This window comes from Lentibacillus sp. Marseille-P4043 (assembly GCF_900258515.1).
In the GTDB taxonomy this organism is placed as follows: Bacteria; Bacillota; Bacilli; order Bacillales; family Amphibacillaceae; genus Lentibacillus_C.
Genome location: NZ_LT984884.1, coordinates 2,683,586 through 2,697,116 on the forward strand (window position 1 = coordinate 2,683,586; position 13,531 = coordinate 2,697,116).

General features: G+C 38.0%; 14 protein-coding genes. All 14 read left to right on the plus strand.

Annotated elements, in window-relative coordinates; genetic code table 11:
* Positions 1-694: 694 nt before the first annotated feature.
* The 14 genes from C8270_RS13200 to C8270_RS20765 all read left to right on the plus strand — a co-directional run bounded on the left by C8270_RS13200 (position 695) and on the right by C8270_RS20765 (position 13,179).
* The gene (locus tag C8270_RS13200) at positions 695-973 is read left to right on the plus strand and encodes a hypothetical protein (protein WP_106497276.1); all 279 of its coding nucleotides are present in this window, start codon (positions 695-697) and stop codon (positions 971-973) included.
* 136 nt (positions 974-1,109) lie between these two features.
* Entirely contained in the window at positions 1,110-1,292 is a 183-nt protein-coding gene (locus tag C8270_RS20025; RefSeq protein WP_158701719.1) for a hypothetical protein, read from the plus strand.
* 217 nt (positions 1,293-1,509) lie between these two features.
* Positions 1,510-2,061: a hypothetical protein gene (locus C8270_RS13210; protein ID WP_106497277.1), complete on the plus strand. Its 552-nt coding sequence runs from the start codon at positions 1,510-1,512 to the stop codon at positions 2,059-2,061.
* A 623-nt stretch (positions 2,062-2,684) separates the two neighbouring features.
* On the plus strand, positions 2,685-3,239 hold the full coding sequence (locus C8270_RS13215) for a TetR/AcrR family transcriptional regulator (protein ID WP_106498541.1): 555 nt from the start codon (positions 2,685-2,687) through the stop codon (positions 3,237-3,239).
* Between the two features lie 64 nt (positions 3,240-3,303).
* The gene (locus C8270_RS13220; protein WP_106497278.1) at positions 3,304-4,482 is read left to right on the plus strand and encodes an MFS transporter; all 1,179 of its coding nucleotides are present in this window, start codon (positions 3,304-3,306) and stop codon (positions 4,480-4,482) included.
* Positions 4,466-4,654 (plus strand): hypothetical protein, encoded by a 189-nt coding sequence (locus tag C8270_RS13225; protein WP_106497279.1) that lies wholly within the window; start codon positions 4,466-4,468, stop codon positions 4,652-4,654. Before C8270_RS13220 ends, C8270_RS13225 begins: the two co-directional genes overlap by 17 nt.
* A gap of 316 nt (positions 4,655-4,970) precedes the next feature.
* Positions 4,971-6,515: a type I restriction-modification system subunit M gene (locus C8270_RS13230; RefSeq protein ID WP_106497280.1), complete on the plus strand. Its 1,545-nt coding sequence runs from the start codon at positions 4,971-4,973 to the stop codon at positions 6,513-6,515.
* Complete coding sequence (locus C8270_RS13235) at positions 6,512-7,744, plus strand: restriction endonuclease subunit S (protein WP_106497281.1); 1,233 nt, start codon at positions 6,512-6,514, stop codon at positions 7,742-7,744. The genes C8270_RS13230 and C8270_RS13235 overlap by 4 nt, the downstream gene beginning before the upstream one ends.
* A gap of 16 nt (positions 7,745-7,760) precedes the next feature.
* Positions 7,761-10,823 (plus strand): type I restriction endonuclease subunit R, encoded by a 3,063-nt coding sequence (locus C8270_RS13240; protein ID WP_106497282.1) that lies wholly within the window; start codon positions 7,761-7,763, stop codon positions 10,821-10,823.
* A gap of 582 nt (positions 10,824-11,405) precedes the next feature.
* Complete coding sequence (locus tag C8270_RS13245; protein ID WP_106497283.1) at positions 11,406-11,750, plus strand: hypothetical protein; 345 nt, start codon at positions 11,406-11,408, stop codon at positions 11,748-11,750.
* 106 nt (positions 11,751-11,856) lie between these two features.
* The gene (locus tag C8270_RS13250; RefSeq protein WP_106497284.1) at positions 11,857-12,105 is read left to right on the plus strand and encodes a hypothetical protein; all 249 of its coding nucleotides are present in this window, start codon (positions 11,857-11,859) and stop codon (positions 12,103-12,105) included.
* Positions 12,102-12,479, plus strand: coding sequence for an aspartyl protease family protein (locus C8270_RS13255; protein WP_106497285.1), 378 nt, complete (start codon positions 12,102-12,104; stop codon positions 12,477-12,479). The genes C8270_RS13250 and C8270_RS13255 overlap by 4 nt, the downstream gene beginning before the upstream one ends.
* A 270-nt stretch (positions 12,480-12,749) precedes the next feature.
* Entirely contained in the window at positions 12,750-13,010 is a 261-nt protein-coding gene (locus tag C8270_RS13260; protein WP_106497286.1) for a hypothetical protein, read from the plus strand.
* Complete coding sequence (locus C8270_RS20765) at positions 12,994-13,179, plus strand: aspartyl protease family protein (RefSeq protein WP_325034775.1); 186 nt, start codon at positions 12,994-12,996, stop codon at positions 13,177-13,179. The genes C8270_RS13260 and C8270_RS20765 overlap by 17 nt, the downstream gene beginning before the upstream one ends.
* Positions 13,180-13,531 lie beyond the last annotated feature (352 nt).

The following is a 13,531-nucleotide window of genomic DNA, read 5'->3' on the forward strand; positions in this document are numbered from 1 at the left end:
TTGCTTAAAAATCGAATTGAAGGAACAAAGAAGTAAAAATGAATAAAATGTGTACAAACATTGATTTCGTGGTATAATGAACATAGATAGATTATAAGTGCATACACTAATAAAGACCGCCCATGCTGGTGCATGGAACGGTCATAATAGACCGAACCCCATCAAGAGGGGCTAGGCAGCATCTAGGAAAAATAATCCCTCAGCGCCAGTCAAACGCATAGGAGGGGTTATTTTTTTATGGTCTGACATTATAAACGCAATTAACATCCCGAAGGATATCATAAGCGTTAGTACATGTGTCATTTCCATTCGCAACACCTCCCTCCCCGGGAAGTCTCCCAACCGAAGACTACCGACGAGCGACAGTGCTGCCAACCCCTCATGCGAAGCCAGTCTATTGTATTTTATTATAACATATTACGATCATTTATACTTAATTTACAAGGTTATTTTTATTCAAATTTGGGTAAAAAGTTTAACAACAAATGGCATCAATCATTGTTCCGTAAAAGGACGCCATTTTAAAAGGATACCTCTTCCCATGAGAAAAGTGGGTATGCAACAAACGGGCGCAAGAGTTGAACAATGATAAACAATTAAACAGAGGGAAGCGAGATTTTGACATAAGGATGAGTTAAGTAAATGATGCATTCAATGGTATAATGGTGTTAGTAAATACAAGGCGGTGTTTAAAATGAGTGTTAACCGTGAAGAGCTAAAACAGTTAATTGACTTTATTCACGAAGAAGATGCAGCTGAAGTATATGATTTTATTGGTTATCTAAACATGAAACGGGATAGAGAAGTCATTGACCAATTTGATTTAGACCTATTTACGGGGGATAAAGAACTCATCCGCCAAGTACAGAAAAGTCAGGATGATCGTACAAATGGACATATTTATAATCAAGAGCAGGAACTAAAATATCTTCAGAACAAAATTAGGGAATTTGAAAGTGAACAAAACTTATAACGTTTATTGGTCACAAACGCCCTTGATTAATTGAGTAATATACTTGCATATCCCCCAAAAGTTTAAGAACGCAAATATCTGGATACTTTTGAACGTTTATCCTATATGTGCATTTTGACTGCAAATCAAATACCCAATGGGAGAAGTGCCGTTGTTTGGATTGATGGTATTAAACATAAGAGAGAAAATGTTTATTGGAAGAAAAGGAAATAAGTTTGCAGAATTGCCCTCTATGGAAAGGGGTTTCTTATTAAAGGTAGTCAAAAGTATTTTAAGATTATTTTCAATCTTCCGCAAAATGGTGCAAAATCTGGAATAAGAATTGTACTGGAATCGGCTCATTTTCTTGAGCTTATTGAAGAGGTGAAATATGAAGTATTAGATTTTTTGATACGTGATGGTGTAAGTTTCATATAAATAACACAACTTTCGCGGCAATAAAATAAGATCAAACAGTTAACTAAGGCAAACTTGGAACGTTTCTAATAAATTCTGAATCAGGTCACATTGTGGAAGTGCGGATTAGAGGTGTTTTAATGTCAAAAATCTTTCAGTTTACCATTTTGATAGTCTTTATTTTTCTGGCTGGATGTAACGGTATTTCAAACTATGATGATAACGAAGTAGCAGCCATTGTAAAAGGACAAGAAATTACAGTAGGTGATTTGCGGTTTTTATACCCAGATGATACTGCGTTGGATTATCTTGAATGGGCAATAAATGTAGAGTTGGTAAAACAAGAGGTAAAGGATATGAACCTTGATGTTTCTGACAATTTAGAAGGGGCCGATGATTGGTTTAGGGAACTGCCTCCTAAAAACACAAAAGATGAAGGAGGAAAACAAATTCGTAAGTTTGCCGAATCACAAGCAAAAAAATTAGATATGAAACCAGAAGAATTTCAGCGGGATTATGCGAAAAGAATTGATGAGCAAAATGCTTATATCACTACTTACCTTGAAGAAAAGTTAGGGGAAGCAGAACTTAATGATGAAAAATGGGCGGAGGAATCTCACGAAAAAGTTGACTATTTATTAGAGGAATTGGTGGAAGAGAATGAGGAAGAAATTGAAGTATTAATTGATTAATTTATACCATAATAAGGCGCGATTCCAGAATAGCTTACGGTCTAATCCTTTTAAAACGCTTTTAGGATTAAGCAGGTAAACATTCCTGAGAATCCAATTAACAATTGTTGTGAGAGTTAATTAAAGATGGTGAAAGCGGTGAAAGAGGTAGAGAAACATTAGGGCTTTCATTGGTGGAGGTAAACAGTATGTGGATGCCCTAAAATTTGAAAATAAATAAACACATTTCAACAAACGGACGCTTTTATGATAAATTGACCAAGCCTTTTCTGTTTGTAAAATTCTGTTGCTTCTTTGATATAATAGAGGTAAACATTTGAACGGAGGAAACTGTGGGCATAAACAATACATTTCCGCTGATACCCAAAGGTTATTTACATTAGGGTATCTAAGTCTTTTATTTGTTCCTTTTCTTCTTTTTCGTATTAAACTAAGTGATAAAGATGAACCGATGTAGTAGTTTTTTCAACAATACGCTAATGCGGAATAAAACAATTCTTGAACTAAGCCATATTGTGGAGTTTATGGATTGGGGAGATAAAAATTTGTTGACGTTAATTCGAGGAATTGATACCCTTGTAATAGAAAGGTCGTTCTATATAAATAAAGGAGAAGTGGATGACATGAGTCGGTCTGTAAAAAAAGATACATTACTTGAAGTGGCTGAACGATTATTTTATGAATACGGATTTCGTGGGGTAGGTTTAAAGCAAATCATAAGTGAAGCGAATGTAGCAACGATGACGCTTTATAATCATTTTTCTTCCAAAGACAATTTGGTCGAAGAAGTACTTAAGCAACGTGAAGCACGTTATTGGTCTTATTTGGATTCAACCATAGAAACAGAATCGGATTCTCCTTTTATTCTTGCTGTAGAAGCTCATGGCCGCTGGTTGAAAGAACAGTCCTACAAAGGAGATATGTTTTTACGAGCGATAGAAGATTATGCAGGAACGGATAATGAGATTGAAAATATTGCAAGGGGACATAAATCTAGATTGCTAGAATATTTTCAGCAATTGGCTCAAATAAAAGAGAAAGAAAACAAACGAGATTTAGCTAATCAATTAACGTTGCTGCTTGAAGGAACTACCTCCATGACGACATTGATTGGTGCAGATAAAGCAACGGAGTACTCTATTGCGATGGCGAGGACACTTGTCCAACATACATCGTAATTTTTTAATACAAAATTAGAAAGGTCATTCTATATAAATTATTGAGTTAGGGTGAATGGATACGATGAAATTTTCAAAGTTAGTTTTACCAGGGGTTACCATGATTGCTGTCACCTATGGATTAGCGAGATTTAGCTTTGGGTTGCTTCTTCCCGATATGAATGAATCACTTAATATGTCTGAGTTTGTATCAGGGGTGATCTCCTCGTTATTTTATTTGGCCTATTGCTGTACGATTGTCTTATCCACTGTGATTACGACAAAGGAAGGACCAAGGAGGATGATTATTTTAGCTGGTCTGTCAGCTTTTGCTGGATTGCTGTTGATGTCTATGACTCCAAATGCATGGTGGCTTGCGTTGGGCGTGTTACTTGCTGGAGGAAGCACAGGCTTGGCATCTCCACCATATGGTGCGGCGATATCGCTATGGATTAGAGGGGATAAACAGGGGAAAGCAAATACATGGATTAATTCGGGAACAAGTTTTGGCATTATCCTGTCTGGAGCTGGAGCTATTCTATTATCACCGAATTGGAGACTAACGTATTTGATTTATGCAATGTTGACATTTCTGATATTGATATGGAATTTCCGAGCCATTCCAAAAGTCGGGATGGGGGAGGGATTGCAGTTTAAAAAGGGGAACCTCTCTATACGAGGAGTGAGAGGGTCTATCCCTTTGATATTGGCATCGCTTATCCTGGGAATCTCCACAGCACCCTTTTGGACATTTTCCAGATCGTTTATTGAAGCGGCTGGTGATTACAGTGATTGGGAACTTTCTGGATTTTGGATCGCCATTGGATTATTTGGTGTGCTGGGTGGTTTTTCTGGTTATCTAATTGAAAAGAGAGGGCTGTCTTTTTCTTATACATTAGGAAGTTTGTCTATTGCTTCAGCGTCCATTATTCTGGCTCTTTCACCCGAATACTTTTCAACTTCCTACTTATCAGCTGGAATTTTCGGTAGCTCCTATATATTTCTAAGCGGTGTTCTCCTTGTGTGGGGAATTCGTGTATTTATTACAAATGCATCATTAGGTATTGGCGTTCCATTTTTACTTTTGGCAGTAGGGCAAGTAATTGGTTCCATACTCGCTGGCTGGTTTATTGGAGCATGGGGCTATGCTCCTTCGTTTATACTTTATGGAGTAATTGGTATGGTGGCTACCCTTATAGGCCCAAAAAATCGTCAGAAAGAGAGTCTAAAAACAAGAAAGCATTGGATTGAAAGTACACAATAAAACAAGAAACACCATTTCGCAGGGCATGGTGGAAACCCCGTTTAGTTCAAAAAGTCCATTTGAGAATGACCGGAAAAAATTTGAAACGACTGATATTGCACGAGCGGTCATATATGCTGTGACGCAGCCTGACTATATAAATGTAAACGAAATTACAGTTAGACCGATTTAATTAGATTAATTTCTGCGGACTATTGTACAATAGTCCGAACCCCATTAAGAGGGGGTTGGCAGTTAGAGAAAAAATAATCCCTCAGCGATACCCGGAACGCATATGAGGGGTTATTTTTTATGGTCAGACATCATAAACCACAATTAACACCAAAGGAGATCATAAGCATTAAGGCGTTTCCTCCACTATGTCTCCACAGTATTGAAATTACAAAAAATTGCCCCTCCTTTTTTCCAAGCATATAACAAACCCTAGTCTCCCTATGCTATCTCTGCTATTATTAGTAATATAGAACTACTTAAGGAGCGAACGAAACATGGCAGCTAGAGCAGATATAGATTTTCAAAAAGACTTATTTGATGCAGCGACAAAAATGCGTGGTAGTGTGGCGCCGGCTGATTACAAGCATTATGTGTTGCCGTTGATATTTTTACGATATTTATCGAATCGATATGAAATCAGAAAAGACGAGATTCATAGTTTAGTAAAAGATCCATCAAGTGACTGGTATGCACCAGATGAAGATACACAACACATTATCATGGAAGATTCCGATATGTACTTGGCTGAGAATGTGTACGTTGTGCCGGAAGAAGCAAGATGGTCATACATTCTTAAAAATGCCAAGCAGCCAAACATTAAAGAAATTTTGGATAATGCGATGAAGCGTTTAGAAGAAGAAAATCCGGATTTGGAAGGGATGTTGCCGCGGACATTCCAAGGGAGCAACTTGCCACCGGAAAATATTGCAGGATTAATCGAGATTTTTTCACGAGATGTGTTTAGTGCGAACGATGAACGCAGTGTCGATATTATCGGGCGCGTGTATGAGTATTTTATAAGTGAATTTGCCTCAACGGAAGGAAACCGCGGTGGTGAATTCTTTACCCCAGCATCGGTTGTTTCTCTTTTGGTAAAAATGCTGGAGCCAATTAAGGGTACCGTGTTTGATCCGGCGTGTGGCTCAGGCGGTATGTTCATTCAAAGTGAGGAATATGCTCCAAGGCGGAATGCGTTATCGTTTTACGGGCAAGAAAACGTGACAACGACGGTTCGGTTGGGAAAAATGAACGTGCTACTACATGGGATGAATGCGGATATTCGTCTAGGGAATTCGTTGTTGGATGATAAGTTTCCGGATTTGAAAGCAGATTACGTCATTGCCAATCCACCATTCAACCAGGACGATTGGGGAGCGGATCGCATCTCAAATGATGATCCTCGTTTAGTTGGACCGGTAACGAACAGCAATGCCAACTACATGTGGATGCAGCATTTCTTTGCCCATTTGAATGAGCATGGAACAGCTGGGTTTGTTATGGCGAATGGTGCGATGACGACAAACTTAAAGCAAGAAAAACAGGTCCGTGAATGGTTTGTCGATGGTGGATATATTGATTGTATTGTAGCATTGCCAGAAAAATTATTCCTATCAACTGGTATTCCTGTTTGTCTTTTCTTCCTCAGCAAGACACGAGATGGAGATGGGGATCACCGCGAACGCAAAAATGAAATATTGTTTATTGATGCTCGGCAGAAGGGTTCACTCGTTAGCCGGAAGCAAAAAGCATTGTCTGAAGAAGAAATCGCAGGCATTGCTGAGGTTTATCATACATTCAAGTTTGATGAAGAAGCTGTGAAAGATGTGGCAGGGTTCTGTAAAGTTGCGACATTGGATGAAGTGAAGGAAAATGACTACAAGCTGACACCGGGAATTTACGTTGGAACGGAAGAAATAGAGGATGATGGCGTGCCGTTTGAGGAAAAGATGGAGTTCTTGCGCACGAAATTATTTGAGCAATTTGAGGAATCAGATCGCCTCCAGGAGAAGATTAGGAAGGATTTGGAGGGGTTGGTGTGAGTGAGTTTGAAAGGGTTAGGTTAGGGGATTTAGTTGATAGTATTTCGGTAAAACATAAGTTTGATAAGGATAAACTTGTCTTTCTAAACACTTCAGATATACTTAACGGTGAAATTTTGCATCATAATTATAATGAGGTATCAAAATTTCCTGGACAAGCAAAAAAAACGATTAACAATGGCGATATTTTGTATAGTGAAATAAGACCTAAAAATAGGAGATTCGCATTTGTAGATTTTGATTCTGAAGATTATGTTGTGTCTACTAAATTAATGGTTTTAAGGGTGAAAGCTGACACTCGGGTATTAGTTAAGTATGTTTATTATTATTTAACTATGGATCAGACAATAAATCAGCTGCAGTCTATTGCCGAATATAGGTCAGGGACGTTTCCTCAAATCACGTTTTCTGAGTTATCAAGTTTGGAGATACCATTGCCTTCAATTGATGAACAAGAAAGAATTGTTGATATAATTGAGAGCATTGATAGAAAAGAATCATTAAACCATGAAATGAACGAAACTCTCGAAGAAATGGCCATGACGCTTTATAAACATTGGTTCGTTGATTTTGGCCCATTTCAAGATGGGGAGTTTGTTGAATCGGAATGGGGGATGATTCCAAAGAATTGGGAAATTCATTCGTTATATAATATTGCTGATTTCGTAAACGGAAAAGCTTTTAAAATGAAGAACTTGAATGATTTTGAGGGTTTACCAGTTATTAAAATTGCTGAGTTGAAGTCGGGGATCACAAGAAATACCAAATTTTATATGAATAAATACGATATGAAACATGAGATCAATGATGGTGGTATATTGTTTGCTTGGTCAGCTTCACTGGGTGTCTATATGTGGACCAAAGGAAAGGCTTTATTAAATCAGCATATTTTTAATGTGCAACCTAAAGAAAAATCAAATATTACAAAACCATTAATTTATTTTATATTAAAAAGGGTAATCAATAAATTTGTATCAATTGCTGCAGGGCGAGCTACGACAATGGGACATATAACGAAACAGCATTTAATTGACGAAAAAATTGCTCTCCCTACTTCAGAATTATTGGATCAAATTCAAAAACAGTTGAAGCCATATTACGATCTAATTTTATCAAATTCAAAAGAAATAGAGGAGTTAATTAGTTTACGTGATTACCTCCTCCCAAAACTAATCTCAGGAGAAATCGATGTATCAGATGCAGAGGGCATAGTTGACGAAACGCTTTAGCAAAGGGGATTTGACGATGAATGTACTTGGTGAATCGGATTTTGAGGAAACGACGATTGAGCGGCTTGGGAAGTTAGGCTATGAATACTTGCATGGGCAAGAGCTATTCCAGCGCGGGGAGCGGGACCGCCTGCAGGAAGTAGTGCTTCATGGACGTTTAGCAACTTTTTTGCGGCATTCCTATCCAATGATTCCGACTGATGAAGTTGATCGATTGGCGAATGTTTTTGCGTTGAATGAAGGTGTCGGCTGGGAAGATCGGAATTTTTACTTTCACCAGAAATGTGTCAAGGGACTGGAGTTTGTATATGAGGAAGATAACGAAGAAAAAGTCCAGCATGTTTATCCAATTGATTGGGAACATCCGGAGAACAATGACTTTCTGGTTGTGAATCAATTTTCGATTGAAGGGCGCATGTCACGTCGTCCGGATGTAGTTATTTTTGTAAACGGGCTTCCGCTCATTGTGTTTGAATTGAAAAATCCGAACAAGGAAAATGTTACCGTACATGATGCTTACAACCAGATCCGCAACTATACGCATGATATTTCGAAGCTGTTTGAATATAATGCCTTTACCGTTGTTTCGGACGGGGTGGAAACAATGCACGGGATGCCGTCTGCTGCATATGATTTTTTTGCTTCCTGGAAAACGATTGATGGTGTGAGCGTGGACAATAATGTGGCGAATACGATGCGAACGTTAATTCAAGGGTTGTTTCCGAAAGATCGGCTGCTGAATTATATCCGCAATTTCATCGTCTTTTTGGATAAAGGGGATAAGCGGATAAAGATTGGTGCGAAATATCATCAATATTTTGGTGTGAATTTTGCAGTTGACGAGACTGTACGGGCAACGAGTCCTGATGGTGATCGCCGTATTGGTGTGATGTATCATACGACTGGTTCCGGCAAATCGATCAGTATGTTGTTTTATAGTTCGATTTTGGCTAAGCATAAACAATTGGATAATCCGACAATTGTTATTCAGGTTGATCGTAATGATTTGGATGTGCAGCTGCACGACACGTTTTCGGAAGGCTATAGCTTGATTGGGCATATTCACCATGCGGAAAAATCTGATCAATTGCGTGACTTATTAAAAGGTGAAGGTGGCCAGATTGTTTTTTCCACGATTGAGAAATTTCGGCTGAAGGAAGGGGAGGCTAAACACCCTGTGCTTTCAGATCGCAGCAATATTATCGTCATTTCCGATGAAGCCCATCGCACCCAATCTGGTTTTGATGGTGGATATGCGGCACAATTACGGTATGCGGTGCCAAATGCTTCATTCGTTGGGTTTACGGGTACACCGGTTCAACTGCTTGGAAACAATACAGAGGAAATTTTTGGTCACGTAATTCACCGATACGATATGGCGCAGGCTGTTCAGGATAAAGCTGTTTTGCCATTGTATTACGAAAGTCGGATGATTCCGCTTGATTTTGCAGGGGCGGGAATTGATGAAGAGTATGAATCGATTGTTACGGAAATCGGCATGGAAGATGAGGAGTCTGATTCGTACAAGTTGAAATGGGCAGCACTGGAAAAGGTAGTTGGGACACCGAAACGTTTACACAAACTTGCGGGGTCTATTTTGGATCATTTTAACGCCGCGGCAAATCCGTATCAAAAAGGGATGATCGTCTGCATGAGCAGGCAAGTTGCGGTTCGCTTGTACGAGGCGTTGAAACAGCGGGATGATTGTCCGGAAGTGGAAATCGTCATGACCGGAAAGATTGCCAAAGATCCGGATAGCTGGCGCAAGCAAAATCCTGGCAGTAAGTATGCGCATATTAAAACGAAAGAAGAACAGGAAGATGTGAAAAAGCGCCTGAAAAATCCGGAAGATCCGTTGAAATTAGTTATCGTAGTTTCCATGTGGCTGACAGGTTTTGATGCTCCAAATCTATCATTCTTATATGTTGACAAACCAATGCACGGTCACAACCTGATCCAAGCAATTGCTCGTGTTAACCGTGTTTTTCCTGGAAAAGAAGGCGGATTGATTGTTGATTTCATCGGGATTGCCACATCGCTAAAGGAAGCAACGAACAATTATACTGGAGACAATGCGACCAATCAGACAAACATTGACGTGGATGCTGCGGTTGGAATTTTTCAAAAACATTTAAAAGAAGTGCGCGGACTATTCGGGGCGATTGAACATCGTGATGACTGGCGGGCTTTGCCGAAGATCGAGCGGGACGATTTGATTGCGGATTTGGTGAATGAACAGTTAAATGGTGATCCGGAATCCTTTGTTGAGACATGTGTGAAGTTGGAAAAAGCATATAAGCTCATTAAACATCTGCAGGAAATTATTCCACTGGCAGATGAAGTTACCCTCTATCAGATGGTGCGTGTCCAAGTGAAAAAGTTGATTTCACCGAGAAAAGTGGGGACAGAAAGCAATGAAACGATTGAGGAGCGGCTGAATCAATTAGTTGATAGCCATCTGGAGACGAAAGATCCAGTCGATATTTATCAAGTAGCTGGAATTGAAAAACCTGATATTAGCATTTTGGATGAAGCGTTTTTGAAAGATATCGAAAGCAAGCAGGAGCATGAAGACTTACGACTGAAATTACTGCAGAAACTGTTAGAAGGTCATATTACGGTGAATTTTAAAAAGAACAGTCCAAAAGAACGCCAGATGCGTGAATTGTTGGAGAAAACGCTGACCGATTATCATAACCGGATAATACAAGCGGCTGACGTTGTACGGATGATGGTGGAAATGCGAAAGGACGTGGATGAGGAAGCTGAATTTCGCGGGGAGCTTGGTTTGAATGATGAAGAGGCCGAATTTTATAAGGCAATAACTGGCCTGGAAATGGAATCCTTTGACAATGCGTTCTTGGCGGATCTGATTCATAAAGTGGTCAAAGAGCTGAAGAAAAACTTGAGCCAGGATTGGACAAGCGACCACCGTAAAAATATTTATGCCAAAGTAAAAATCTCCGTAAAAAACGTGTTGATGCGCGAGAATATTAAGGGGCAGCAACTGTTGTTTATTACGAATGCGATTATGAAGGAAGCTGTCGAGCAGTATGGGGATTGGCCGAATGAAGCGTAGTGTGGGATGATATTTGGAACCAACAAGAAATAAGACCTCCCCTCTGAGTACCCAGCTCTAGTCGGGAGATCTTTTCTTCGGACAATGAGCCAACCCTTTTGATGGGGTTTGATCATTGCACCGCTTCATGTGGCCCATGAAGCGATTTTTATATGTTATGCTGTGTAAACTTTTTCTATGTATAGAATACCACGGTTTTGGCGCTTGTAAACATAATAGACGAATAATTCCAACAAGAAATAAGACCTCCCCTCTGAGTATCCACGCTCTGCTCGGGAGATCTTATTTTTTCGGACATACATATAGCCAGGAAGAGTTAGAAGTAGATATCATTTCATGTTGAAGAAATGACTTTTTCCGATTTAGTCTTGATATATTTCAAAAGATTGATCATTTAAAAAGTACTGATACAATAAATGCAGATTTTTTGATGGAAATTGAGCTTGTTTTAAGGTGGAATAACAAAGATTGTGTATTTTTTCACTTAAACGGGCAGGATTGTGCAATAACGAATAAGATGAAACTATTTGCTTTGTAATTCGTACTTAAATTAGAGGGTTATAAATGTTGGAGGGAGTTTGTTTGAATATAGATATCGACCGAGTAATTCCTTTTTTGTTAATGTGGGGATTCCCAATCTTTTTTATGGCTAGAGCATATGCGAAAATGGATACAGATGAGAGAAATGATGCAAAAAAGGATTTTAAGACACCTCGTTTTATTTTCACAATAGGTTTTCTCACAATTGGTCTGTTTATAGCTCAAGTAGGAAGCATCTTATCCATAAATTTAATAAATACTATTGGAACTTTAATATTTATAATAGGTGGGATTGTAGCAGTAATTGATATTTGGGGAAGAAGTAAAATTAAAAGTATGTTAGTTTCTCTGCTTTTCGTGGTTGCTATTTTCTTCCTGAATAACTAGGAAAAAGTTTACTTAAAATTATTGTACTATTGGGTGCTATAAGACATGATAGTTGTATAAAACGATGATATAATAATTGTAAAGTGTAAAAGAGGTGGTGTATATTATGAAATGGTCAGAGGTTAGAAAAATGTACCCAAATCAATATGTTAAACTTAACATCATAGACTTTTACCAAGAAGATGATAAAAAGATTGTAACTGATGTTGCGTTAATTAATGTTATGGAAGATCCTAAATTAGCTACTAAAGAGTTACTTAAGTCTAAGCGCGATACCATTGTTTACCATACAGGGGCTGAAGAAATCGTAATTGAGATGAGAAAAGCAATAGGTTTAAGAGGTATGAGATTATGAGGTTAGAATTTGTAAATAATTTACTAGAAGTTGAAATGACGATTTCCTACAAAGGAAAAATGAAAACAATAGATAAGCTTGTTGTTGATACAGGTGCAGCTCATACTCTTATTTCATCTGACGTTGTTGATGAGATAGACATATACTTTAAAAATGGAGATCCTCTTGTAAGCTCTTATGGAATTGGCGGTGAGGAGTATTCTTTCCGTAAACCAGTTGATTTTATCAAGCTAGACAATTATGAAATTCCAGATATGAAGTTAGACTTTGGTAATTTAGATGGTTGGGGAATCAATGGACTATTAGGACTAGATATATTAATGAATGGAAAGTTTATCATAGATTTAGGGAAATTAGAACTAATCCAAAATTAATATTACAGATAAATCTATTGATATCACGGCTGCACAATGCTAGAAATTTTAAAGATTAACATCATGGCTTGGGATAAATGCTATGATGTTATTTTTTATATTAAAACATCGATGTTTGTGAGGTAGTGAACTTAAAGTAACGGGTAGCTTTTCTTTAAGAAGTGTGTGTCTGTTTCGAGTCTTTTGTCCGCAAAATGAATGGAATTTTATGGGTAGGAGATAGAGCGGTGTGTTAAAATAAAGATATAAAAAGAAGGGGCGGTGAAAAACATGAAATGGTCAGAGGTTAGAAAATTGTACCCGGATCAATTTGTAAAATTAAAAGTGTTATCGTCTCATATTGAAAATGGTCAAGAATTTATTGAGGATATTGCCGTTATAAAGCCTATATCAAATGAATTGGCAACAAAGGAACTTTTAAAATCAAAAGGTGATGAATTGGTTTATCATACTACAAATGAAAATATTTTGCTTGAAGTTCGTCAGGATGTTGGATTAAGGAGATTTGACTATCATGAAAATCAAGCATAAATATGGGTTGCTTTTAGTTGATATAACTTTAACATTTAACGGAAATAGTAAAGTGATAGAAAATATGGTGGTAGATACTGGGGCAGCTAGAACACTAATCGCCCAAGATATTGTTGAAGATATCGGTCTTCAAGTCGAGAATCGTCACTTATTTTGGAGTTGGTGGTAAAGAGCATGCCTTTAGAAAACAAGTAGATTAAATACAAATTAGTGATTTTATGGTTCAAAAAGTTGAAGTAGATTTTAATGACTTTGGATATGATGACATTAACGGATTACTTGGGTTGGATTTGTTAATCAAAGCAGGATTTAATATAGACTTGCTTAATCTTGAAATGAATATGAACGCTTGAAAAGAACCTTATATAAAAATAGGGTTCTTTTTTGCTGATAAATGGAATTACGCAGTGGAACTGCCTATTAAACTATAGGGTGCGATTGTTGAATAAGCAGCAGTCGCTATTTTACTATTGGGCAGTTTAGTGCAAGTGTAGCCCCTGACATGACAGCCACACAGGATA

What these genes read in the sequence shown, in the direction of transcription:
- C8270_RS13255 (WP_106497285.1), top strand. Translation starts at nt 12,102, where the DNA reads ATGAGGTTAGAATTTGTAAATAATTTACTAGAAGTTGAAATGACGATT.
- C8270_RS13240 (WP_106497282.1), top strand. Translation starts at nt 7,761, where the DNA reads ATGAATGTACTTGGTGAATCGGATTTTGAGGAAACGACGATTGAGCGG.
- C8270_RS20765 (WP_325034775.1), top strand. Translation starts at nt 12,994, where the DNA reads ATGAAAATCAAGCATAAATATGGGTTGCTTTTAGTTGATATAACTTTA.
- C8270_RS13215 (WP_106498541.1), top strand. Translation starts at nt 2,685, where the DNA reads ATGAGTCGGTCTGTAAAAAAAGATACATTACTTGAAGTGGCTGAACGA.
- C8270_RS13220 (WP_106497278.1), top strand. Translation starts at nt 3,304, where the DNA reads ATGAAATTTTCAAAGTTAGTTTTACCAGGGGTTACCATGATTGCTGTC.
- C8270_RS13230 (WP_106497280.1), top strand. Translation starts at nt 4,971, where the DNA reads ATGGCAGCTAGAGCAGATATAGATTTTCAAAAAGACTTATTTGATGCA.
- C8270_RS13250 (WP_106497284.1), top strand. Translation starts at nt 11,857, where the DNA reads ATGAAATGGTCAGAGGTTAGAAAAATGTACCCAAATCAATATGTTAAA.
- C8270_RS13210 (WP_106497277.1), top strand. Translation starts at nt 1,510, where the DNA reads ATGTCAAAAATCTTTCAGTTTACCATTTTGATAGTCTTTATTTTTCTG.
- C8270_RS20025 (WP_158701719.1), top strand. Translation starts at nt 1,110, where the DNA reads ATGGGAGAAGTGCCGTTGTTTGGATTGATGGTATTAAACATAAGAGAG.
- C8270_RS13260 (WP_106497286.1), top strand. Translation starts at nt 12,750, where the DNA reads ATGAAATGGTCAGAGGTTAGAAAATTGTACCCGGATCAATTTGTAAAA.
- C8270_RS13200 (WP_106497276.1), top strand. Translation starts at nt 695, where the DNA reads ATGAGTGTTAACCGTGAAGAGCTAAAACAGTTAATTGACTTTATTCAC.